Annotated in this window: 18 protein-coding genes; 9 read left to right on the top strand and 9 right to left on the bottom strand. The window is 71.1% G+C overall.

The window, feature by feature from the left end; translation table 11 throughout:
* Position 1: 1 nt before the first annotated feature.
* On the bottom strand, positions 2-1,048 hold the full coding sequence (locus ACIRHA_RS23005) for an ABC transporter permease (RefSeq protein WP_403848719.1): 1,047 nt from the start codon (positions 1,046-1,048) through the stop codon (positions 2-4).
* A 187-nt stretch (positions 1,049-1,235) separates the two neighbouring features.
* Here ACIRHA_RS23005 and ACIRHA_RS23000 point away from each other — a divergent pair, with 187 nt between their 5' ends.
* Positions 1,236-4,727: a DNA polymerase III subunit alpha gene (locus ACIRHA_RS23000; protein ID WP_403848716.1), complete on the top strand. Its 3,492-nt coding sequence runs from the start codon at positions 1,236-1,238 to the stop codon at positions 4,725-4,727.
* Complete coding sequence (locus ACIRHA_RS22995; RefSeq protein WP_403848713.1) at positions 4,724-5,716, top strand: DNA polymerase thumb domain-containing protein; 993 nt, start codon at positions 4,724-4,726, stop codon at positions 5,714-5,716. The genes ACIRHA_RS23000 and ACIRHA_RS22995 overlap by 4 nt, the downstream gene beginning before the upstream one ends.
* 167 nt (positions 5,717-5,883) lie before the next feature.
* Here ACIRHA_RS22995 and ACIRHA_RS22990 read toward each other — a convergent pair whose 3' ends face one another.
* Both ACIRHA_RS22990 and ACIRHA_RS22985 read right to left on the bottom strand, forming a co-directional pair.
* Positions 5,884-6,789 (bottom strand): lytic polysaccharide monooxygenase, encoded by a 906-nt coding sequence (locus ACIRHA_RS22990; RefSeq protein WP_403848711.1) that lies wholly within the window; start codon positions 6,787-6,789, stop codon positions 5,884-5,886.
* Positions 6,790-7,041: 252 nt separating this feature from the next.
* On the bottom strand, positions 7,042-7,731 hold the full coding sequence (locus ACIRHA_RS22985) for a response regulator (protein WP_403848940.1): 690 nt from the start codon (positions 7,729-7,731) through the stop codon (positions 7,042-7,044).
* 155 nt (positions 7,732-7,886) lie between these two features.
* Here ACIRHA_RS22985 and ACIRHA_RS22980 point away from each other — a divergent pair, with 155 nt between their 5' ends.
* Genes ACIRHA_RS22980 through ACIRHA_RS22965 form a run of 4 tightly spaced genes read left to right on the top strand, consistent with a single transcriptional unit; the run spans position 7,887 to position 11,384 of the window.
* Entirely contained in the window at positions 7,887-8,870 is a 984-nt protein-coding gene (locus ACIRHA_RS22980) for a Bug family tripartite tricarboxylate transporter substrate binding protein (RefSeq protein WP_403848937.1), read from the top strand.
* Complete coding sequence (locus tag ACIRHA_RS22975) at positions 8,867-9,397, top strand: tripartite tricarboxylate transporter TctB family protein (protein WP_403848709.1); 531 nt, start codon at positions 8,867-8,869, stop codon at positions 9,395-9,397. Before ACIRHA_RS22980 ends, ACIRHA_RS22975 begins: the two co-directional genes overlap by 4 nt.
* Positions 9,398-9,402: 5 nt before the next feature.
* Complete coding sequence (locus tag ACIRHA_RS22970) at positions 9,403-10,911, top strand: tripartite tricarboxylate transporter permease (RefSeq protein ID WP_403848706.1); 1,509 nt, start codon at positions 9,403-9,405, stop codon at positions 10,909-10,911.
* Positions 10,908-11,384 carry a GNAT family N-acetyltransferase gene (locus tag ACIRHA_RS22965; protein ID WP_403848704.1) on the top strand — a complete coding sequence of 159 codons (477 nt, stop codon included), beginning with the start codon at positions 10,908-10,910 and terminating at the stop codon, positions 11,382-11,384. Before ACIRHA_RS22970 ends, ACIRHA_RS22965 begins: the two co-directional genes overlap by 4 nt.
* Positions 11,385-11,440: 56 nt before the next feature.
* Here ACIRHA_RS22965 and ACIRHA_RS22960 read toward each other — a convergent pair whose 3' ends face one another.
* A complete protein-coding gene (locus tag ACIRHA_RS22960) occupies positions 11,441-12,727 on the bottom strand; it encodes an RNA-guided endonuclease InsQ/TnpB family protein (RefSeq protein WP_403848701.1) in 1,287 nt (428 codons plus the stop codon).
* Positions 12,728-13,073: 346 nt separating this feature from the next.
* Here ACIRHA_RS22960 and ACIRHA_RS22955 point away from each other — a divergent pair, with 346 nt between their 5' ends.
* Positions 13,074-13,685: a class I SAM-dependent methyltransferase gene (locus tag ACIRHA_RS22955; RefSeq protein WP_403848698.1), complete on the top strand. Its 612-nt coding sequence runs from the start codon at positions 13,074-13,076 to the stop codon at positions 13,683-13,685.
* Here the strand turns inward: ACIRHA_RS22955 and ACIRHA_RS22950 are convergent.
* Both ACIRHA_RS22950 and ACIRHA_RS22945 read right to left on the bottom strand, forming a co-directional pair.
* Positions 13,678-14,202, bottom strand: a complete 525-nt coding sequence (locus ACIRHA_RS22950) for a DUF402 domain-containing protein (protein WP_403848695.1) — start codon at positions 14,200-14,202, stop codon at positions 13,678-13,680. The two genes, ACIRHA_RS22955 and ACIRHA_RS22950, sit on opposite strands and share 8 nt — an antisense overlap.
* Positions 14,180-15,097 carry a GNAT family N-acetyltransferase gene (locus tag ACIRHA_RS22945; protein ID WP_403848693.1) on the bottom strand — a complete coding sequence of 306 codons (918 nt, stop codon included), beginning with the start codon at positions 15,095-15,097 and terminating at the stop codon, positions 14,180-14,182. The genes ACIRHA_RS22950 and ACIRHA_RS22945 overlap by 23 nt, the downstream gene beginning before the upstream one ends.
* A 77-nt stretch (positions 15,098-15,174) precedes the next feature.
* Here ACIRHA_RS22945 and ACIRHA_RS22940 point away from each other — a divergent pair, with 77 nt between their 5' ends.
* Positions 15,175-15,543 carry a GntR family transcriptional regulator gene (locus ACIRHA_RS22940; RefSeq protein WP_403848934.1) on the top strand — a complete coding sequence of 123 codons (369 nt, stop codon included), beginning with the start codon at positions 15,175-15,177 and terminating at the stop codon, positions 15,541-15,543.
* Positions 15,544-15,618: 75 nt separating this feature from the next.
* Here the strand turns inward: ACIRHA_RS22940 and ACIRHA_RS22935 are convergent, their stop codons facing one another.
* On the bottom strand, positions 15,619-17,040 hold the full coding sequence (locus ACIRHA_RS22935) for a xylan 1,4-beta-xylosidase (protein WP_403848690.1): 1,422 nt from the start codon (positions 17,038-17,040) through the stop codon (positions 15,619-15,621).
* Between the two features lie 162 nt (positions 17,041-17,202).
* Between ACIRHA_RS22935 and ACIRHA_RS22930 the strand changes: the two genes are divergently transcribed.
* Positions 17,203-18,297 carry a DUF5925 domain-containing protein gene (locus tag ACIRHA_RS22930; protein WP_403848688.1) on the top strand — a complete coding sequence of 365 codons (1,095 nt, stop codon included), beginning with the start codon at positions 17,203-17,205 and terminating at the stop codon, positions 18,295-18,297.
* A 27-nt stretch (positions 18,298-18,324) separates the two neighbouring features.
* Here ACIRHA_RS22930 and ACIRHA_RS22925 read toward each other — a convergent pair whose 3' ends face one another.
* Both ACIRHA_RS22925 and ACIRHA_RS22920 read right to left on the bottom strand, forming a co-directional pair.
* A complete protein-coding gene (locus tag ACIRHA_RS22925) occupies positions 18,325-22,248 on the bottom strand; it encodes a lipopolysaccharide biosynthesis protein (protein WP_403848685.1) in 3,924 nt (1,307 codons plus the stop codon).
* Positions 22,241-23,056, bottom strand: a complete 816-nt coding sequence (locus ACIRHA_RS22920; RefSeq protein ID WP_403848931.1) for a polysaccharide deacetylase family protein — start codon at positions 23,054-23,056, stop codon at positions 22,241-22,243. The genes ACIRHA_RS22925 and ACIRHA_RS22920 overlap by 8 nt, the downstream gene beginning before the upstream one ends.
* Positions 23,057-23,083 lie beyond the last annotated feature (27 nt).

Raw genomic sequence — 23,083 nt, 5'->3', positions numbered from 1 at the left:
TTCACGCGGCGGGTTCCGGGGCCGGCTCAGGAGGCGCCTTCGCGCCCCGCCGCTTCTCGCGCAGACCCGACACGAGCAGTGTCCCGACGACGCCCACCACCGCCCACGCGGACAGGACGAGCAGGGACTGGGTGAGGTCGTTGCCCTTGAAATAGGCGATGGAGCGGGCCGCCCAGGTGCCCGCGCCCGGCGGCAGCCAGGGGCCGATCGCCTGCCAGAACGGCGGCAGCATCGGCAGCGGGAAGGCGCCGCCCGCGCTCGGGTTGCCCGCGATGACGATCAGCAGGACCGCGAGACCGATGCCGACGACACCGGTGAGTTCCTGCAGGGCGAGCGTGATCGCGCCGACCGCGAAGGTGACCAGGGCGCCGAGCCCGGCCAGGCCCCAGAAGGACCCTGGCAGCGCGCCCAGGATCGAGTCGCCGATGATCAGTGAGCCGCCGATGCCGCCCACGACCGCGAAGACCGCGAGCGAGCCGAGCCGGATGGCGGAGCGCTGCGGGCTCGCCGGTTTGGACCCGGCGCTGATCGCCATGATCGAGGCGCACAGATAGCCGCCGACGCACCAGCCGACGACCAGGTAGAAGGCCGAGAGCCCGTCGAAGTCCTGCTGCGAGGCGGGCGCCACGTCGACGGTCCGCACCGTGCGCTGCTGCTGGGCGTCGATCGTGGTGGCCAGACCCTGCAAGGAGGAGGCCAGTACGGTGCCGCCGCCGGACGCGACGTAGAGGGTGTCCTGCGTGCCCTTGGCCTTGAACACCAGGGCGCCGTCGATCTCCCGGTTCAGGACCTGCTCGCGCGCCGTCTTCGCGTCGTCGACCACCCGCGTGTCCAGCGGGGAGCCGGGCAGCTTGTCCAGCTGCTGAGCGAGCTGCTTCGCCGCCGCGGGCTGCGGCGCGACGACGCCGAACGCGACGTCCTTCGGCTTCGGACTGTGCAGCGCCCCCACGTACGAGGTGATGAACAGGAGCTGGAGAGCCAGGACGCCGATGACGAGGAGCGCGGCTCTGGGCGTGACGGCGGATCTGAACTCTTCGGCGAACTTCATGCCTCAACGCTCGGGCGAGGCCCCGGCTCGTGCAGTCGGGGAGGGCCGAACGGGTGGGCGGCGGGTTCCGGGGTGGCTGTTTCGACTCGCACAAGTATTCGAACATGGTTTACGGTGAGGGCATCGGCCCTGATGAGGCTGGTGTGACAGGTCGGATAGAGGGGGGAGTAGTGGCGAGGTGGTTCGGATGCGGGGATTTACGCATCTGCACACCGCCTCAGGCTTCTCCCTGCGGTACGGGGCCTCGCACCCGGACGCGCTCGCCGAGCGCGCCGCCGAGCGCGGCCTCGACGCCCTCGCCCTGACCGACCGGGACACCCTCGGCGGCGCCGTCCGCTTCGCCAAGGCCGCGGGCAGGGCCGGTATCCGGCCACTGTTCGGGGTGGACCTCGCCGTCGCCGCGCCCGCCGAAGCGGTCGAGCGCACCGAACGGCGGCGCGCACCGGCCAGGGGCGGCGCGTTCGTCGACGAGTCGGCGCAGCGCGTGACGTTCCTCGCCCAGGGCGGCGCGGACGGCTGGGCCGAACTGTGCCGGCTCGTCACCGCGGCGCACCGGGACACCGGTGTCGGCTCCGGGGAGAGCCGCCGCCCCCTGTTGCCCTGGGGCGTGCTGGGGGCGGACCACGGCCCCGTCGTCGTGCTGCTCGGCCCGGACTCGGACGTCGGCCGCGCGCTCGCCGCGGGGCGCCCGGACCGCGCGGCCCGGCTGCTCGCGCCCTGGCGGGAGCGGTACGGGAGCGCGGCGCTGCGCATCGAGGTCGTCTCCCACGGCCTGAGCGGCACCGGCTTCGGCTCGCTGCGCCACGCCGCCCGCGCCCTCGGCTTCGCCGCCGAGCAGGGGATCCTCCCCGTACTCAGCAACGCCGTCCGCTACGCCGACGCCGGGCAGGGCCCGGTCGCGGACGTGCTCGACTCCGCGCGCCGCCTGGTGCCGATCGACCCGCGCGGCGCCCTCGACAGCGGTGAACGCTGGCTCAAGCCCGCCCAGGACATGGCCGACATCGCCCTGAAGGTGTCCGAGGCCGCCGGCTACCGCGAGAACACCGCGCGTCGCCTCCTCGCCGTCACCGAGGACACCGCCGCCGCCTGCCGGGTCGACCCCGAGGACGACCTCGGGCTCGGCCGCGTGCACTTCCCCGAACCGGGCCTCGTCGGCGCCGCCCGGCGCACCCCCGACCGGGTGCTCCGCTCGCGCTGCGACGCCGCGATGCTGGCCCGCGGCTACGACTACAAGCGCCGGTACTGGGAGCGCCTGGAGGGCGAACTGGGGCTGATCGAACGTCTCGGCTACGCCTCTTACTTCCTCACCGTCGCCCAAGTGGTCGCCGATACGCGGGAGTTGGGTATCCGGGTCGCCGCGCGTGGTTCCGGAGCGGGCTCGCTGGTCAACCATCTGCTCGGCATCGCCACCGCCGACCCGGTCGAGCACGGGCTCCTCATGGAGCGCTTCCTGTCCGAGCGGCGCATGGAGCTGCCCGACATCGACATCGACGTGGAGTCCGCCCGCCGCCTGGACGTCTACCGGGCGATCCTGGACCGCTTCGGGCCCGAGCGGGTGGCGACCGTGTCCATGCCGGAGACCTACCGGGTCCGCCATGCCGTACGGGACGTGGGCCTCGCCCTCGGCATGGAGCCGGCCGAGGTGGACCGGCTCGCGAAGTCCTTCCCGCACATCCGCGCCCGCGACGCACGCTCCGCGCTCCAGGAGCTGCCGGAGCTGCGCGGCATCGACCCGGAGGCGTACCCGCCGAGGCTGTGGGACCTGGTCGAGGCGCTCGACGCGCTGCCGCGCGGGATCGCCATGCACCCGTGCGGGGTGCTGCTCTCCGACACGACCCTGCTGCGCCGCACCCCGGTCGTGCCGACCAGTACCGAGGGCTTCCCCATGGCCCAGTTCGACAAGGAGGACGTGGAGGACCTCGGCCTGCTCAAGCTCGACGTCCTCGGGGTGCGGATGCAGTCCGCGATGGCGCACTCGGTCGCCGAGATCGAACGGTCGACCGGGGAGCGGGTGGACCTGGACGACCCGGAACAGGTACCGCCGGGCGACCCGAAGACGTACCAACTCATCAAGAACTCCCAGACTCTGGGCTGCTTCCAGACCGAGTCGCCGGGGCAGCGCGATCTGCTGGCGCGGCTGCGGCCCGAGACCTTCCACGACCTGGTCGTGGACATCTCGCTGTTCCGGCCAGGACCGGTCGCGGCCAACATGGTCGACCCGTTCATCAAGGCGCGGCACGGCAAGCAGGCGCCCGCGTACCCGCATCCGGATCTGAAGGACGCGCTGGAGGAGACGTGCGGCGTGGTCGTCTTCCACGAGCAGATCATCAAGATGCTGCATGTGATGACCGGGTGCGGCCTCGCCTTCGGCGACTACACGCGGCGGGCGCTCTCACGCCCCGACCAGCTCGGCCGGGTGCGCGCCTGGTTCGCGGAGCAGGCCCGCAAGCGCGGATACGAGGAGGAGGTCGTGAAGCGGACCTGGGAGATCATCGAGGCGTTCGGCGCGTACGGGTTCTGCAAGGCGCACGCCGTCGCGTTCGCCGTGCCGTCGTACCAGTCGGCGTGGCTGAAGGCGCACCATCCGGCCGCGTTCTACGCGGGGTTGCTCACGCACGACCCCGGCATGTACCCGAAGCGGCTGCTGCTCGCGGACGCGCGGCGGTGGGGGGTGCCGGTGCTGCCGCTCGATGTGAACGCGTCGGAACTGGCCTATCGAATCGAACTGGTGTCTGATCTGAATGGTGGGGACGGTCCCGCTTTGGTGCACGGTGTCCGACTCGCGCTCGGCGATGTGCGCGGCATGAGCGAGGCCGAGGCGGAGCGGATCGTCGCGGGGCGCCCCTATGTCTCGCTTCAGGACTTCCTCTCCCGCGCCCGCCCGTCCCGGCCGGTCGCCGAACGCCTCGCGCAGGTCGGCGCGTTGGACGCCTTCGGGCGCAACCGGCGGGACCTGATGCTGCACATCGCCGAATCGCAGCGGAGCGGACGGGGCGGTGCGCAGGGCCAGTTGGCGCTCGGCGAGACGGGGGAGGCCCCCGCCGAGGTCGCCCCCGCCCAGCTGCCCGACCTCGACGACGCCGAACGGCTCGGCGCCGAGCTCGGCGTGCTCGGCATGGACACCTCGCGTCATCTCCTGGGCGACCACCGGGAGTTGCTCGACGAACTGGGGGTGGCCTCCGCGCACCGGCTGGGGGACCTGCCGCACGGGCAGGTGGTCCTGGTCGCCGGTGCGAAGGGCGCCGTACAGACACCACCGGTCCGCTCCGGCAAACGCGTCATCTTCACGACGCTCGACGACACGTCGGGCCTTGTCGACTGCGCGTTCTTCGAGGACAGCCACGACGCCAGCGCACACACCGTCTTCCACTCCTGGCTGCTCCTCGTACGCGGCGTGGTGCAGCGCCGCGGCGGCGGCAACGGCAAGGCGCTCTCGGTCACCGGCTCCGCCGCCTGGGACCTGGCCGAACTCGCCGAACTTCGCCGTACGGGCGGCCTGTCGGCGGTGACGGACCGGCTCACCGAGGCCCACGCCCCGGCATCCGCCGCGACGGACGGCCGCAGTATCCGCCTGGAGACCGGTTACGACCTCCACCCCTGGGCGGACCTCCAGCCACCCGGCGAATCCGTCAAACAGAGCCGCAAGTTGTGGCACCAGAGTCCGGGGAGCGCGGGATGACGACAGGGGCTGGAAGCCTGATGCAGCAGATCCTCTACGTCCACTTCCACGACCTGGTGGACGAGCAGCTCTACGCCCATCTGCTCGCGCTCCTCGCCGAGTTCACGCCCCTCGTGCAGGCGCTGTCGCCGGACGCCGCGCTCGTCGACGTCACGGGCAGCCTGCGCTACTTCGGCACGGACGCGCTCGCCCTGGCCGAGCGGATCCGGGCCCGCACCGGGGGCCTGTACGGGCTCCGTTCGACCATCGGCGTCGCCGCGAACCCGATGCTGGCCCGCATGGTCGCCGTCGACGGGCCGCCCTCGGCGGTCCGTGAACTCCCCGACGATCTGGACGCGGTCACCGACTTCCTGGCGGGCAAACCGGCCGCAGCCCTGCACGGCGTGGGGCCCGCGACCGCCCGCACCCTGTCCTCGTACGGCCTCGACAGCGTCGGCCGGATCGCCGCCGCGCCGCTCGGCACCCTGCAACGGATCCTCGGCGCCGCCGCGGGGCGCCGGCTGCACGACGCGGCCCGCGGGCTCGATCCGACACCGGTGGTCCCGGCGGCCCCGGCCCGCTCGATCCGCGTCGAACACGGCTTCCCGCAGGACGAGTTGGACCGCGACCGGCAGCGGGCGGCGCTGCTGGCGCTCACCGACCGGCTCGGGCTGCGGTTGCGTGCCGAGGAGCAGGCGGCCGGCGCGCTCGCACTGACCGTGCGCTATGTGGATCGCAGTGCGACGACCCGTACGCGTGGCCTGCGTGAGGCGTCCGCCCATACCCCGACGCTGACCTCGCTCGCGTACGAGCTCCATGAGCGGCTCGGGTTGCAGCGGGCCCGTGTGCGGTCCTTCGCGTTGCGGGCCGAGCAGTTGGTTCCGGCCGAACTCGCCTCCCGGCAGCTTCTGTTCGATCCGGCGGATGAGCGGGCGCGGTGCCTCGAGGCGGCCGTCGACCGCGCCCGCACCAAATTCGGCCCGGCCGCGGTCCGCCCTGCGGCGGCCTGAGCAAATCAAGCCCCGCCGTTCGAACGAGAGCCAGCGGGGTCCGGGGCGGAGCCCCGGGGTTCGGCCCGGGAGCCGCCTGCTCAATCGCCGCAGGGGCTTGAAAGGCCTGCTCAAACGCCGCAGGGGCTTAAAAGATGCTGCTCAAACGCCGCAGGGGCTTGAAAGGGCTAGCGGACGTGGCGGCCCCCCGCGGCGCGACGACGCATTGAGGCGAACAGGCCCGCCGCGCCGATCGCCAGGGCAGCCGCGCCGCCCATCGCGATGTACGGCGTGGTGGAGTCGCCCCCCGTCTCCGCGAGGTTCTGCGAACCACCCTGCGCCGCAGGGGCGTTGGCGTCGTCACCCATGTCCATACCGCTGTGGTCGACCGTCGACTTGTCGGCGTCCGCCGCGATCTGCTGGTCCGAGGGCTCGGACGCCGCGGCCGTGGACGCGCCGCCGTAGGTCACGTCCGAGCAGGAGTAGAACGCCTCCGGGCTGTCCGAACGCTGCCAGATGCCGTAGATCAGCTGGCGGCCCGTACGGTCCGGGAGCTTCCCGGAGAACGTGTAGTAGCCGCCCGACGCCGTCGGGTCCGTCTTCGTCGCGACCGGGTTCTCCAGGTCCAGATCGGACCACTTCAGCGGCTTCGACGCGTCGTAGCTCTGCTTCGTCATGTAGAGGTTGAACGTGCCCTTGTGCTGGGCGGTCACCTTGTACTTGAAGGTGTACGAGCCCGCCGAGACCTTTGTCGCGGGCCAGTCGTCGCGGGCGAGGTCCATGCCCTTGAACTCGTCCGAGTTCGCCGAGCACAGCTTCCCGTCCGGGATGTTCTCCTGGTGCTTGCCGCCGGCCGCACCGTCCCGGATGCCGTTCCAGTCGTACAGGGCCTGCGGTCCGCCCTCGGCGACCGCCGCCTTGCACGCCGCCGACGTGGGGCTCTCGGCGCCCTCCGCGTAACAGGCGGCGACCCGGCTGGCGGGATCCCCGAGCGTGCCGTGCGCTGCCGCGGGGGTGGCGGACAGGGCGGTGAACGCGAGGGGGATCGCGCCGACCGTGGTGAGTGCGGCGAGCTTGCGACGGCTTGCGGGCATGGGGGTACTCCTTGATCGAGTGCATTGGGGGGTGCGGCAAGGAAGTTAGCCCGAAAAAACGCCCTGTTCGGCCCCTGGGAGCGCTCCGAGTGGATCTTTATGGCCCCCTTAAGACGCCACTCAGACTCCCCTCAGGACACCCCCTCGTACCGCCCGCTCAGGCCCCTCGGGACCGCCGCTGAGGTCGCTCCTCGCACCGCCCTCAGGGCCGCCCCTCGTGCCCGCCCTCAGGGTCGCCCCTCGTGCCCGCCCTCAGGACACCCACCGATACCTCCGCTCCGGCCGACCCGTCCCGCCATAGCGGAGCGTCACCCGCGCCCGACCCGTCCCCGCGAAGAACTCCAGGTACCGGCGCGCGCTCACCCGCGACAGCGTGCCCGCCTCCTGGGCGCACTCCGTCGCCGAGAGCCCCGCCGGATGCGCGCGCAGCGTCCGCTCCACCAGATCCGCGGTGTGCGCCGCGAGCCCCTTCGGCAACTCCCTCGAACCCGGCGGCCGGGCGCCGAAGATCTGGTCGACGTCCTCCTGACGGGCCTCGTCCAGGTCGTCGAGGCGGGTCCGCAACGCCGCCACGTGCCTCAACTGCTCCTGCAGCGCGGCCCGGTTGAACGGCTTGATGAGGTAGTGCTGCGCCCCCGCCCGCACCGCCGCCCGCACCACCTCCGCCTCCCGCGCCGCCGTGATGAACAGCGCGTCCACCGCGGTACGGGCCGGATCCCGCTCCTCCGCCGCCCGCAGCGCCCGCAATACCTCGACGCCGTTCATGTCCGGCAAGTACACGTCCAGGAGCACCAGATCGGGCCGCAGCGAATCCGCGGCGCGCAACGCCTCCGCGCCGCTGTGCGCCACCCCGGCCACCACGAACCCGTCCATCGCGGACACGCACCGGCTGTGCAGCTTCGCGACCATGAAGTCGTCGTCCACGATCAAGACTTTGATCAAGACCTTTGTCACTGGCGCAGAGTAGGTGCGCGACCAGAACGACCACAACGTTCGTTGCTTGCGGAAGGGAGACAGCTTGTTAACGCGTGGGCAACATGTGGGCCACCTCACAACCAACCCACCGTCAAAACGAACCCAAGAAGTAGGTGGCACACGTGCGCCTGCGCACACCCCTCGCCCTGCTCGGGGCCGCGCTGCTCGTCCTGGTGGCGCCGCCGCTGCTCACCTCGGGCAGCGGCGCCGACACCGGTACCCAGATACCCGGCCTGCGCCTCATGGTCCCCAACACCCCCGGCGGCGGCTACGACATCACCGCACGCACCGCCGCCAAGAACGCCGAGGACGCCGGACTCACCCACAACATCGAGGTGTTCAACCTGCCCGGCGCCGGCGGCACCGTCGGCCTCACCCGCCTCGTCGGCGAACACGGCAACGGCAAGCTGGCCATGTCCATGGGCCTCGGCGTCGTCGGCGCCGCCCGCTCCAACCACTCCCCGAAGACCCTCGCCGACACCACACCCATCGCCCGGCTCACCGAGGAGCCCGATGTCGTCGTGGTCGCGAAGGACTCCCCGTACAAGAACATCAAGCAGCTCATCGACGCCTGGAAGAAGAACCCCGGCAAGCTGCCCGTCGGCGGCGGCTCCTCGCCCGGCGGCCCCGACCACCTGGCGCCCATGCTGATGGCGCGCGCCGCCGGTATCCAGCCGAAGAAGGTCAACTACGTCCCGTTCGACGGCGGCGGTGAACTCCTCGCCTCCATCCTCGGCAACAAGGTCGCCTTCGGTGTCTCCGGCGTCGGCGAGTACCTGGACCAGATCAAGAGCGGCGAACTGCGCCTCCTCGCCGTCACCGGACCCAAGCGCGCCACCGGACTCGACGGGCCCACCCTCAAGGAGTCCGGCTACGACGTCGACTTCACCAACTGGCGCGGCATCGTCGCCCCGCCCGGCCTCTCCGGCACCCAGCGCGACAAACTCACCAACCTCGTACGGAAGTTGCACGCTTCCAAGGAGTGGAAGAAGTCGCTGAAGACGAACGGCTGGGACGACGCCTTCCTCGTCGGCGACAAGTTCGGGACGTTCCTCGACGCCGAGGACAAGCGCGTCGTGTCCGTACTGAAGGAGCTGGGCCTGTGACCGCCACCGAAGTCCGGGAGACCACCAGGGACCGCGGGTCCTGGCTGCGCGCCCACTCCGAACTCGGCGTCTGCGTACTCCTCTTGGCGCTCGGCGTCCTCGTCCTCACCGACGCGCTCACCATGAACGTCGACATCGCCCAGCGCGGCCCCGTGGGACCGAAGACCGTGCCGGTCGTCGTCGGTATCGGACTCCTCGCCGTCGCCGTCCTGCTCGCCGTCGACGTACTGCGCGGCGGCAGGGGAGAGGCCGAGGCGGGCGAGGACGTCGACCTGGCCGAACCCGCCGACTGGCGCACCGTGCTGCTGCTCGCGGGCGTCTTCCTCGCCACCGCCGTGCTCATCGAACCGCTCGGCTTCCCGCTCGCGGGTGCGCTGCTGTTCTGGGGCGCGGCGTACGCGCTCGGCAGCCGCCACCTGACGCGCGACCCCCTGATCGCCGCGGGCCTCTCCCTCCTGACCTTCGTCCTCTTCAACAACCTGCTCGGCGTCCCCCTGCCGGGCGGCCCCTTGATGGGAGTGCTGTAAAAGCGATGGACGCCTTCAACTCCCTCCTCGACGGCTTCGGCACAGCCCTCACACCCATCAACCTCCTCTGGGCGGCGATCGGCGTGCTGCTCGGCACGGCCATCGGCGTGCTGCCCGGCATCGGCCCCGCCATGGCCGTCGCCCTGCTCCTCCCGGTGACGTACGGACTCGAACCCACCGGCGCGTTCATCATGTTCGCGGGCATCTACTACGGCGCCATGTTCGGCGGCTCGACGACCTCCATTCTGTTGAACACGCCCGGCGAGAGCGCCGCCGTGGTCGCAGCCATGGAGGGCAACCCCATGGCGAAGTCCGGACGCGGCGCGCAGGCCCTCGCGGCCGCCGCCATCGGACACTTCGCGGGCGGCATGATCGGCACGATCCTGCTGGTCGCCCTCGCCCCGAAGGTCGCCTCGCTCGCCGTCGACATCGGCGCGCCCGACTACTTCGCCATCATGGTCCTCGCGTTCATCGCGGTGACCTCGGTGCTGGGCTCCTCCCGCGTCCGCGGCCTGGCGTCCTTGCTCATCGGACTCACCATCGGCCTGGTGGGGTTGGACCAGATGACGGGCCAACAGCGGCTCACCTTCGGCTCGTTGCAGCTCGCCGACGGCATCGACGTCGTCATCGTCGCGGTCGGCCTCTTCGCCATCGGCGAGGCTCTGTGGGTGGCCGCCCATCTGCGCCGCACGAGCGGCGAGGCGATCCCGGTCGGCCGCCCCTGGCTCGGCGGTCCGGACGTGAAGCGCACCTGGAAGTCCTGGCTGCGCGGCCCCCTCATCGGCTTCCCGTTCGGCGCGATCCCCGCGGGCGGCGCCGAGATCCCCACGTTCCTCTCCTACGTCGCCGAGAAGCGCCTGTCCAAGCACAAGGACGAGTGGGGCAAGGGCGCCATCGAGGGCGTCGCGGGACCGGAATCGGCGGCCTCCGCATCGGCCGCCGGCACGCTGGTCTCGATGCTCACCCTCGGCCTCCCGACGACCGCGGTCGCCGCGGTCATGCTCGCGGCCTTCCAGCAGTACGGAATCCAGCCGGGCCCGCTCCTCTTCGAACGCGAACCGGAACTGGTCTGGGGCCTCATCGCCTCGTTGTTCGTCGGCATGGTGCTGCTCCTCGCCCTGAACCTCCCCCTGGCCCCCGTCTGGGCGAAGCTCCTGCGCATCCCCCGCCCGTACCTCTACGCCGGCATCCTCTTCTTCGCCGCGGTCGGCGCGTACGCGGTCGGTGGCGAGTCCATCGACCTCGTCATTCTGCTGGTCATCGGCCTCATCGGCTTCGGCATGCGCCGCTACGGACTGCCCGTGCTGCCCGCCGTCATCGGCGTCATCCTCGGCCCGAACGCCGAACAACAGCTGCGCCGCGCCCTCCAGATCAGCGACGGCAGCGTCAGCGGCCTGGTCAACACCCCGTTCTCCGTGACGGTCTACGCGGTCGTCCTGCTCATCGTGGCGTGGCCGCTGCTGAAGAAGCTGGTGGTGCGCGGGAGGGGGAGTGACGTAGACAGGACGGCATGACCAACAAGAGCCGGGAATCCGAGATCCGCCGGGCGACGGCCGCGGACGTGCCCGCCGTCAAGGCGGTCACCGACGCGGCGTACCACCACTACATCGCCCGCATCGGCGTCGTACCGGTACCCATGGAGGCCGACCACGCGGCGAACGTGGCGGCGGGCCTGGTGCACGTCACGGGCGCCCCGGACGTCACCGGCCTGGTCGTGGTCGAGGCCCGTCCCGACCACCTCTTCCTCGACAGCATCGCGGTCCACCCCGACGCCCACGGGCAGGGGGTGGGCCGCCGCCTGCTCGCCTTCGTGGACGAGCACGCGCGCGTACTGGGCCTCCCCGAGGTGCGCCTCTACACGAACGCCCTCATGTGGGAGAACCAAGAGCTGTACCCGCGCTACGGATACGAGGTCGTGGAGCGCCGCACGGACGGCCCGTACGACCGCGTCCACTACCGCAAGCGGGTGGCGCAGGGTCTGATCTGACTGGCTTCACTACTCGTTCGGTGCCTACACGGGCCCCAACTTGACATCCTCCCCCTCTAAGCGAGGGGGATTTCAACTCTGCTGGGTCGAGGTTCACGGGCGCTCGAACGACCGGTGGCCGCTGTCACCCCTCCGGCACCGGCTGAGCACCGGGGACGGGAGATCCCGCCCTGTCCTGCCGCGACGTTGATGGCTGCGTTCTCATCTGCGTTGCAGGCAAACCCGCAGGAGACACAGACGAACTCGGCTTGGTTCTTGCGCGAGTTCTTCTCGATCCAGCCGCAGGCACTGCACTGCAATGACGTGTACGGGGCGGGGACGTCTTCTACCCGGCCCCGAGCCTTCTCCTGGGTCCGTTGGTGGAGGAGCCCCCAGGCCTGGGCGAGGATGCTCCGGTTCAACCCGGCCTTCTGTCGAACCCTTGTCCCTGGCTCGGAAGAAGTGCCCTTCGCCGAGCGGGTCATGCTCTTGATGTCCAACTTCTCGAACCGCACCACGTCGTAGGTTCGGGCGAGCATGGTGCTGGTCTTCTCACACCAGTCCTTGCGTCTGTTCACCTGCCGCGCCCTGAGCACGGAGACCTTCGCGCATTCGGTCCCCTTTTGCTTGCTCCCTTTCGGCGCCCGTGCCGCCCGGCGCTGCCCTTTGCGGATCTGGGCGTTTTCCTTGACGGACAGCTGTGGGCAGTTAAGCCTCCGGCCGTCCGAGAGCGCCGCTGTGATCGTTACGCCCCGGTCGACGCCGATCACTGCACCGGTGCCTGGCCGGTCGATCGGATCGGGCACGATCGCGAACGCGACGTGCCACTGATCGTTCTTGAACGTGATCCGGAATGTCTTCGACTGGGGCAGCTCAGGCCGGGTGAGGCGGAACTTCACCCAGCCGCAACCCGGCACCTTGACCTGCGCCCACCGGCGGTTGAGTTTCTGCACCGCCACGGAACGCCCCATCACCTGCTTGCCCTTGGCGTTCAGCTTCGGTGAACCATCTGCTTGCATCTCCGGCACCCGGCCAGTGCCGATCACTCTGAAACCTTCGTGCACGTACTTCTTGCGCCAGGTCGGCTCGCCGGCCCCGGAACGGACCCTTGCCGTGATCGCTCTGGAGAAGTCCTTCAGAGCTTGCTGTTGCACATCCGCGTTCCCTGTGGCCAGCCAGGCGTTCTCTCGTCGGGCTTCTGTCAATTGACGGCACTGCTCGGCGAAACCAGGTGCGGACTTGCGCCCCGGCTGCCAGTGCGCGCGCTGCTCGACCGCGAGGTTCCAGACGTAACGGGCATGCGCGCAGTGGCCGAGCATGACGTCGGCCTGCTCGCACGTCGGGTACATCCGGAAACGAGACACGCCGAGAACCTAGCCACTATGTGCCCATCCCGCGTGCCCAATCGATCAGCATCACCCGTGTGGGTGGGGCCAACGTCTGGACGTCATCTGATCCATGGCTCTACTCGTCCGGCCACCACGTCTTGCGTACGTCCGCGCGTACTTCGGGCCGTTCATGCTTGCGTTCGGCTGTCTCGTCCTGCAGTCGCCGTGCGCTGCTGCTTGGCCCGACCGGTTTGTGCATGGTCACTCGGCGCATGATGCCTCCTGTGCCTACACGCGTTCCAGCGTCGCGTCGTTGTAGACCTGTTCCCGGAGCGTGGCCCTTCAATGCGCAATTGTCAGTGGCGGATGTCACGGTGGGGCCATGACGACATATGGGGGAACGGTCGACGGCGTGATCGACTGGGACTCGATGGCGGGGGAATTCGACGAGGAACCCGACCATGGGCTGCGGGATCCGGAGGTGCGGGCCGCCTGGGGCGAGCGGCTTGGCGGGTGGCTGCCGGAGCGGGGGTGTGACGTGGCCGACATCGGCTGCGGGACGGGCAGTCTGTCACTCCTCGCGTCCGAGCGGGGGCATCGGGTGACCGGGGTGGACAACGCGCCGGGAATGCTGGAGCTCGCCCGGCGCAAGCTCGCGGGGCGTGACGCGGAGTTTCTGCTCGGGGACGCGGCGGAGCCGCCGGTGCGGCAGGGGGCGTACGACGTGGTGCTGGCGCGGCACGTGCTGTGGATGCTGCCCGATGTCGCGGCCGTGCTGGGGCGGTGGGTGTCGTTGCTGCGGCCCGGTGGGCGGCTCGTGCTGGTGGAGGGGGTGTGGGGCGAGGTGAGTCCGGTCGGGATACCTGCGGCGCGGTTGGTGGACGCGCTGGCGCCGCTCGTCGCGGACGTCCGGCGGGAGTCGCTGTCGGGGGACGCGCGGCTGTGGGGGCGGGAGGTCTCGGACGAGCGGTACGCGGTGGTCGCTGTTACGTGAGCGGCCGGTGGGCGAGGAGGGCGGTGAATTCGCGCTGCTTGGCGAGGCGTTCGAGGTTGTCGAGGGCCTGGACCGCGTTCCGTGCGGCCTCCGGGTCCCGGTCGGTGAGGCCGCTGTCGGCGAACTCGTCCTCGTCCAGGCGGATCACCTGGCCGCCGTCCGCCGACACCCACAGGTCGAGGTCGAGGTCCTCGCAGCGGATGTCGCCGTCGGCGGTGCGTACGGCGGGGCGGGCGATGTCGCAGTACCAGCCCTTCAGCGTGCCGTCGCCCGCGCGGACTTCCTTCACCGAGTACCAGCGGTCGCACCAGTAGTGCTCCGTGAAGACGTCGCCGGGGGCGAACTGGACGAAGCCGAAGTCGCGTACGCCGTCGCCCGCCCAGGGGCCGCGGACCGTGACGCGGGTGCCGTCGTCGTGGAGGAGGTCCACCGGGTAACTGATCTTTGTGCGGCCTGCTTTGATCAGGTGGACGTGGAGGGTGGTGTCAGTGGTGTCAGCGGGGGAGGGTGCGGACATGGCGGATCTCCGTCGCGTCGAGTACGTAGCCGAACCACTTGTTGATCGCGAGCATCGGCTCGTTGCCGGTGTCGTTGCCCGTGTACGCCACCGTGATGCCGGCGGCGCGGGCCCGGTGCAGGGAGTCGTTCTTGGCGAGCTTGGCGAGGCCGCGGCCGCGGAAGGCGCGGGCCGTGCCGGTCATGCCCGACACGTAGCGCCCCTCGCCGTCGGTGAGGGCTGCGGTGAAGGCCGCCGGGGTGCCGTCCACGACGGCCACCGTCGTCAGCTCGTGGTTGAGGAGGGGATGGCGCCAGGTGTCGCGCAACCACTGCTCGTAGTCCGTGAGTTCGGCCTGGATGTCGCCCGGTTCGTCGGTGGTGGCCTCCGCGTCCAGGTCGAAGAGGGGGCGGGGGTCCGCCGCGTAGTCGGAGGCGGTGCGCAACTCCACGTGGGGCGGGAGGCCGCCGGCCGTGAGGTCGAGGCGGAGGAAGTGGGCGCTGCGGCTCGCGCGGTAGCCGCGGGCCGCCGCCCAGGCCAGATTGCGCGGGGTGTCCAGAGCCCAGCAGTGCGCCTCCGTCGCGCCGTGCAGGGCGAGGTGTTCCTCGGCCGTGCGCAGGAGGAGGGTGCCGGCGCCGTGGCCCGTGTGCTCCGGGTGTACGTATACGTTCGCGTAGCCCTGGCCCGGCTCCGGGCTGTCGTGTGCGAGGCCCACCTGCGCCGTGCCGATCGCCTCGCCGTCGCCGGTCTGCGCGATCAGCTGGCGGTAGTGGGCGTCGGGGTGGGCGTGCGCGGCGTCGTACGCGACGGAGGACGGTGTCGCGAGCATGGCGGGGAGGCAGGTGCGGCGGATACGGGCGAATGCCTCGGTGTCGGCCGGGTCGTCCGGGCGCAGTGTGCGCACGATCACGGTCATGGGGGCGCACGCTACGCGCCGCGCGCTACCGGGTGCCTCCTATTTTTCGGTGCTGCGGGAGAATCGACCGCGTGACGATGAAGATCGATATCCGCATTGACGACAGCGCGGCGCCGTTCGAGCAGGTGCGGGCGCAGATCTCCGAGCTCGCCCGGTCGGGGGTGCTGCCCGTCGGGTACAAGCTGCCCACGGTGCGGGGGCTCGCCGAGGAGCTGGGGCTCGCCGCGAACACGGTGGCGAAGGCGTACCGGGCTTTGGAGACGGACGGGGTGATCGAGACGCGGGGGCGCAACGGGACGTTCATCGCTGCGGCGGGGGATGCGGCGGAGCGGGAGGCGTCGTCGGCGGCGCAGGCGTACGCGGAGCGGGTGCGCCGGCTCGGCCTGTCGGAGGACGCGGCGCTCCGTGCGGCCCGGGACGCGTTGCGCGCGGCGTACGCACAATAGAGCCCCTGCGGCGATTGAGCAGCGGGGTCCGGGGCGGAGCCCCGTGGCGCGGGAGCGGTCGGCCGCAGCGGGGTGCTACCGCCGCAGCCACTTCACCTCGTACCCGCGCATCTCGAACCGCCGCCCATCGACCTTCGCGCTGATCGGCCTCTTCAAAATGTTCACGACGAGCACCGTCTTGTCGTCGGCGAGCACCCGCACGTTCGGCACGTCGTCCCGCGCCACCGAAACCTTCTCGTACTTCGTGCCGGGCCCGAACTCCTCGTTGAACCGGGACACCAGGCCGTACATCGGCAGCGCGCCCCCGCCGGAGGCGCGGTCGGTGGGCCGCCACAGGCAGCCGGCGCAGCTCGCGCCCTTTTCGTCCTCGGGGTTCCAGTAGAACCCGGACGTCGCCCCGCCCCTGACCATCGCGATCATCCCGGACGCCTGCACGGCGACGCGGTGCGGCTCGCTCCAGCCCTGCCGCTCGTCCCTGCTGTCGGCGGGCTCCACGTAGTACTCGGCCCACCACAGCGGCAGCCCGTCGGTCTGCCGCTCGATCCACTTGCCGACGGCGGTGAACTTGTCGGTGGCGGCGAACTCGTCCGGCAGCAGCTCGTCGTCGTTCGTGTAGCTGGACCCGTCGACGACCACGAAGTCGGCGCCCGCCTTGTTCCTGTTCCAGTAGTCGAAGGCGTCGACGATCCGCTGGTCCAGCCGCCCCCAGGCGCCCTTGACGGCGTCGGAGGCGCCGTCGGCCTGCCCGGGATTCAGGCTGTCCATGACGAGATAGGGGCCGCCGACCATGACGTCCTCGCGGACGTCCTTCAGCGCCTTGTACACGAGGTTGTAGAGCTTCGTGTACCCCTCGTAGTCCCAGCGGCCCTTGCCGTCGTTCCAGAACCCCTTGAACTCGTTCCAGACGATGAAGTGCCGGACGTACGGGTACCGCTTGGCGACGGTCGCCGCGAGCTTCGCGTAGTCCTTGTAGTGCTCGGGGGACGGCGCGGTCTCCAGGCTGGCCTTGCTCCAGTCCGTGTTGCCGACGCCCGGTCTGCCGCCCTTCATCCAGTCGGGCGCGCAGCACAGCGTGACCACGGGTGTGCCGCCGGACTTGCGGATGAAGTCGACGCGGCGATCCAGCGCCCCGAAGTCGTAACGCCCCTTCACCGGTTCGGGGTTGTCCGCCCCCCAGCCCATGATCGCCTGGTTCTGCGGCATCGGGCGCTCACCGAGCAGCTTCTCCGCCCGCTCGGTCGCGGCGGACGCGCCCTCGTCGGCGGAGAACTGGTTGTGCGTGAATCCCCAACCGGCCTGCGGCCCGAGCTCCTTCGGCGGCTCGCCGGGCGTGCCGTGCACCCTGTCGCCGTCGGTCGTGGTGCCCGCCGTGTCGCGGCCGCCGTCCGGAAGCGTGCTGATCACGGTCAGCACCAGGGCCAGTACGGTCATACCCACGCCGAGCAGGGCGACGAGCCGCCATCGCCGCGCCCCCGATTCCCACCCATGACGTCCCATCAAGGACAAGAGTAACGAGGAGAGTTGGCGGAAGGACCAGCTCCGTTGCCACGGACTCGTAACGAGGTTCGACAGCCGGGGTGCAGGTGTCGTCCGGTACGAGGATGGGGCACGCTGCGGAAATTGCCTGCGGGAGGCCCGTTCGTGCCGGATCATGGCGGCATGTCTGCGAACCCATTCGACGCGCTGCAGGTTCGGCTGGGCGTCGACGACAGCGACTCGCCCTCCGACGTCGTCGACGCGCTGTTCCTCGGCCGCTTCGCCACGGGCGAGCAGCCGTACTCGCACGCGATGAACATCGACCGGGTGCGCTCCGCGGCGACGCTGCTGCCGCCGAACGCCCGGGTGCTGCGCTCCGCGCGCGACGACGACCGCAGCGCGACGCTCGCCGAGGGCGACGGGTGGACGCTGCTCATCTCCCGGTGGAGCAGGGGCGCGGACGTCACCGTGACGGCGACGACGGCGGAGCTGGCGGAGAAGGTCCTGAAGCAGGCCACGGACGGCGCGGCCGACGAGCCGGAGCCGCAGCCGGAGAACGTGACGATGGGCTTCTGGTACGTGTCACCGCGCCGCGGCCCGCACCGCACGACACGCCAGATCTCGGCCGGCACGTGGGAGGAGGTGCGGGCCAACTACACGGCGCCGGTCGCCGAGGCGATGGACGGGCTGATGAAGACGCGCCCCGAGGACATCGCGGGCCGGCTGCTGTTGCTGCACGGGCCGCCGGGCACGGGGAAGACGTCGGCGCTGCGAACCCTGGCCCGCTCGTGGCGCGACTGGTGCCAGGTGGACTGCGTCCTGGACCCGGAGCGGCTCTTCTCCGACGTCGGGTACCTGATGGACATCGCGATCGGCGAGGACGACGGCTCGGCGAACGGGCGCTGGCGCCTGCTCCTCCTGGAGGACTGCGACGAGCTGATCCGCGGCGAGGCGAAGCACACGGCGGGCCAGGCGTTGTCGCGGCTGCTGAACCTGACGGACGGGCTGCTCGGCCAGGGCCGCAACGTGCTGGTCGGCGTCACCACGAACGAGGACCTGGAGCGGCTCCACCCCGCGGTGGTCCGCCCCGGCCGCTGCCTGGCCCGCATCGAGGTCTCCCCGCTGACCCGCCGCGAGGCGGTCGAGTGGCTGGGGTCGGAGGAGGGGGTGGGCCGCGAGGGCGCGACGCTGGCGGAGCTGTACGCCCTGAAGCGCGGCATCTCCCCCACGTCGGTCCCGGACCAACGGGGCGGTTCGGAGGCGGGGTTGTACCTGTAGTACCGCAGCCCCCCCTTGGCCCAGGACTCAGTTCAGCCCCATCGTGATGAACCGCTGGATCAGTGACGCGAGCACCACCGCCAGCAGCGGCAGTGAGAACCAGAACGTGCTCTGCAGCCAGCGGAGTTGGCGCACGCTCGGGCGGAGTGCGACGCGGACCACCTCGCGTGCCGTGAGCAGCACGATCAGGGCGGCCGCCGCGAGTGCGCCCACCAGCGACCACGGTGTCCAGGTGATCTGCGGTCCGATCGGCCCGGGTTCGGCCTTCGCGACCTTGCCCGTCGGCTCCTTGCGCAGCTGGTACATGGTCACGTCCGCGTTGACGTAGACCTTCTTCAGTTCCTCGCGCCGGTCCAGGTTCTCGACGAGGCGCGTGGGCCAGGCCTTGGAGTAGCCGACGTCCATCTGGAGATACACGACCTGGCTCTTGTTGAGCATCAGGTACGAGTTGGGCCCCGCGTCCTTGAGCGCCTTGACGAGGCCGCCGACCAGGACCGGGTCGACGGGCGCGAGCGTCGGGACGTAGTTGACCTTCTCCATGTCACGGGCGCCCCACGGCAGCGCGGGCGTCACGTTGTCGACCGTGTCGTTGCTCATCCACAGCAGCCGCACGGTCGGGTCGTCGTGGGCGTAGACGTAGTCCATCGCGGCGACCTCGCCCGGCCGGATCCGCTCGAACGGCTCGTTGCCCCAGCGTGCCACCAGGAAGCCGCCCATGAGGATCAGGCCCGCCATGAGCGCGGCCAGCGGGGCGAGGCTGATGCGGTCCTTGTCGCGCTCCTTCGCCGTGGCGCCCGTGCGCGGGAAGAGCGCGAGCCCGCAGAGGAGTGCGACGCCGGGCAGGGCGAACATAAAGACCCGCAGCGCCATCTCGCCGCCGTAGGACTGCATGCCGAAGCCCAGGAACGGGACGAAGGCCAGCACGATCAGCGAGCGCTCGCGGTACTTCCAGTCGCGGCGCCGCCACCAGCCGTAGCAGGCGAACGCCAGCACGGCGCCGGCGAGCAGCACGCGCGTGTAGAGGACGAGTTTGTGGGACGAACTGCCTTCCTGGATACGGCCGGAGACCGAGGACGTGACGTTGCCGCCGACGCCGCCGATCCCGCCGAACAGGTCGTTGAAGTGCCCCGACCAGTACGGCTCGGCGAGGAAGCCGAGCCAGACGACGACGATGACGCCGAAGAGGAGGGGCAGCCCGCGCAGTTCGGACCTGCCGACGAGGACCAGGACCGCGAGGACGCCCAGCATCACGAACGGGGTCAGCTGGTGCGCCGGGACCGTCGCCGCGAACAGGGCGATCAGGACGACGAGCAGCACCGCGCGCTGCCGTCTGTCGGTCGGCGCGACCTCGGCCTCGCCGGGGCGCCGGTTCCCCCACAGCATGCGGGGTGCCCGGAAGTAGACCAGCAGGATCGCCACGAAGACCAGATAGAGGAGGTAGGTGAAGCCCTGCGGCGAGAAGTAGTCCTGGCCCACCCAGCCGCTCAGGACGAAGATCCAGACGCTGGACCATTTGGCACGCCAGCTCGCCCGTACCGAGCGCAGCAGCAGGAACATCGGTGCCAGGTAGAGCAGTTGGATGGCCGTGGGCCACCAGCGGATCAGCTCGGTGAGGTCGTTGACGCCGCAGGCCTTCGCGAGGAACGCGGCCGCGGCGAAGAAGCCGGGCCAGCTCCAGCGGGCGTCCAGGTCGGGGACCGCCGAGCCGGTGCGGTCGATGTAGTCCATGAAGCCCAGGTGCTGCCAGGCCGTCGCGAACCGCGGCTCCGCCTCGATGACGGCGGGCAGCGCGTGCAGCGACACGACGGTGGCGAGCAGCGTGAGCATCAGCAGGCGTTTGTGCGGGCGTTCGAGCCACAGGAGTGAGGCGAAGACGCCGATGAGCAGGGCCGCGCCGAGCAGCGTTACGGGGGACAGGACGGAGATCAGGCCGAGCCCGCCCATCCGGTCCAGATCGGCGTCGCCCATCCCGAGTACGGGCCCCCAGTAGAGGCCGACGGCCGCCACGAGCAGCAGCGCGAGGACGACGACGGTGGGGGTGAGGCGGGCCGGCCCCGCCGGTGCGGCGGGGGACACGGGCGCGGCGGCGGGCTCCGGGGCCGGGGCGGGGTCGACCTCGGGTTCGAAGGCCAGGTCGACGGAGTCCGGCTGCGGGTCGAGGTCGAGGGCCGGGCCGTCCGTGTCCGCGATCGCCGTGTTCCGGCCCGCGTCCCCCGAAAGCCCCGCGTCCGTCGACAGGCCCATGGCCTCCCGCGCACCGGGCGCCCCCGAGCCGTCCTCCTCACCGTGGATGCCGCTCGACGCCTGCGAGGCGGACGCGGACGGAGGCTTGTCGGCCCAGGTGGGCCGATGCGTACCGCCCGGCGGTGTCACGGGCCCCGGGCGGACGTCCGGGCGGCGCTCCTGGTGGTCCAGGTTCAGCTGCACCGCGAGCTGCAGCGTGTCCGAGTCCATCGCGTCGCGCAGCGCCCACTTGGGGCTCTCCTCCGTGGCGGTCCGCGCCTTCGGCGTGCCCAGATCGGCCAGGTCGCCGTCGGGCGGCGCGTCCTCGGGCGTCCGTTCGGCGGGCGCGGTGCGCACCACGCGCCACAGCTTCGGCGCCGCGATCGCCACGATCACGGTGAGCGAGGAGATCTCGGCCACGCCCGCGCCGGTGAGCCCCATCCGGGGCAGGAGCAGCAGCGTCAGGCCGAGCACGAGCAGGCACAACAGGCCCTGCAACCAGGCGAGTCCGGAGGTGCGGCTCTGCGCGCGCAGCACCGCGAAGTACGTCTCCATGACGACCCGCAGCGCCGCCCCGACCGCGAACCAGCGCAGCAGCGGCGTCGCCGCGTCCGAGTAGTCGGCGCCGAACACATGAAGCACGTACGGGGCGAGGAGGAAGAGCAGAGCGCAGATCGGGAGCATGATGCGGGCCATGCGGCGCAGCGCGGCCCGGGTGTTGGCGGCGAGCTGCGCCGGGTCGTGGGAGCCCTCCACCGTCAGCGAGGCGCCCATGTTGATGGCCAGCAGATTGACCGTGCCGCCGATCGTGGTCGCGATGTAGAAGTACGCGTTGTCCGCCGAGCTGACCTGCGAGGCGATGATCACCGGCACCAGGTAGACGACGGCGAGCGAGAACAGCGAGCCCGTGTAGTCGCCCGCGAGGAACCGGCCCATCTCGCGCAACGAGGGCGGCTCCGCCTTGCCGTCCGTGGCCGCGATGTGCCGCGGCACGAGCTTCCGGAACACGAGTAGGCCGAGCGGGATCACCGAGAACGCGATCGCGACGACCCACGAGACGAACACCCCGGTCGTCGCGAGCGCACCCGCGAACGCGACGAGCAGCCCCAGCTTCACCAGCGAGAACACCGTGTTGCCCACCGGCACCCACAGCGCGCTGCGCAGCCCGGTGAGCACCCCGTCCTGCAGCGTGAGCAGCGACCAGGCGACGACGGCCGCGACGAAGCCGAGCCCGTGCAGCGTTCCGTGCAGGAAGCGGTACGAGGGCCCCCACACGTCGAGCGTGAGCAGGAAGATCAGCGCGGCGAACGCGACGACCGCCGAACTCCCCGTGTACGTACGGAAGATGAACCGGCCCGTGGCGCGCCCGGCGACCGGGATGAAGCGGGCGAGGGCCCCGGTCAGCGTCACGGCGGTGAGGCCCGCGAGGAACTTCATCGCCGCGATCGCCGCCGAGCCCTGACCGACCGCGTCCGCCGTGTAGTAGTGCGCCGCGGCCAGCCAGAAGCCGACGCCGAGCACGCCGGAGATGCCGGTGTTCAGCATCAGCGCATAGGCGTTCCGGAACAGCTGGCTCCCGCCCCCCGACCCGCCCATGCCGTCTTCTGTGCCCTTCTTGCCGCGCCCTATGCCGGGCAGCCTGAGCCGGCGTCCTGCGGCGGCCGGGGTTCCGGCGTCGGTCGTGGTGGCCGGGGTGCCATGGGCGCGGGTGGTCGTCGTGTCAGACACGGGTACGTGGGCCCTTCTGGCGGAGCGGGCCGGGCATCAGGGCGGCCGCCCTCCGGCCTGCCTGCCGGGCTCTGCGGACCACGGCGTAGCCCTTGGTGAGGGCGCGGTCCCCGGCGAAGGTACGGCCGATGGCCCGGCCGTCGATGAGCCGCTCGAACTCCGTGACATCGGTCGAGCGGCGCACGGTGACCCGCCGCAGGGCGTAGGGGCCCTGCGGACGCCGGGCGAGCGCGTTGCCGACGGCGAGCGACTGGGCGAACCCGGCCGCGCGGACCGCCTGCCGCACCCGCCGGTCGGAATGCCCGTACGGATACGCGAAGGAGACCGGTGGCAGGCCCAGCTCGCCGGTAATGATGTCCCGGCAGCGGAGCAGCTCGAACTCCAGGTCGGTGTCGTCGAGTTGGTCGAGCTGCGGATGCGTGTGGCTGTGTCCGCCGATCTCCACGCCCTGCCCGGCGAGCGCCCGCACCTGGTGCCAGTCGAGCATGGCGTCGAGCCCGCCCCCGGTGTCGTACGCGCCGCGCAGCCACCCCGTCGAGACGAACAGGGTGGATACGAAGCCGTGCTTGGCGAGGCGGGGCAGGGCGTGCGTGTGGACGCCTTCGTAGCCGTCGTCGAAGGTGATCAGGACGGGCCGGTCCGGGAGCGCCCGGCTGCCGCCGCCGCGCCAGCTCGCGGCGAGCTCGGCGGTGGTCAGCGGGGTGCATCCGTGGTCGGCGAGCAGCTCCATCTGCTCGGCGAACTGGGCGGGCGACACCGACAGTTGACGGGTCTCGGGGTTCGGGTCGGAGGAGACGGCGTGGTACATGAGGATCGGTACGGACCCGCCGTCGGG

Origin of the sequence: Streptomyces sp. NPDC102360 (assembly GCF_044766085.1) — a bacterium.
Lineage (GTDB): Bacteria > Actinomycetota > Actinomycetes > Streptomycetales > Streptomycetaceae > Streptomyces.
Note: the sequence above shows the minus strand (reverse complement) of the source record. Positions and strands in the feature narration are given on the sequence as shown.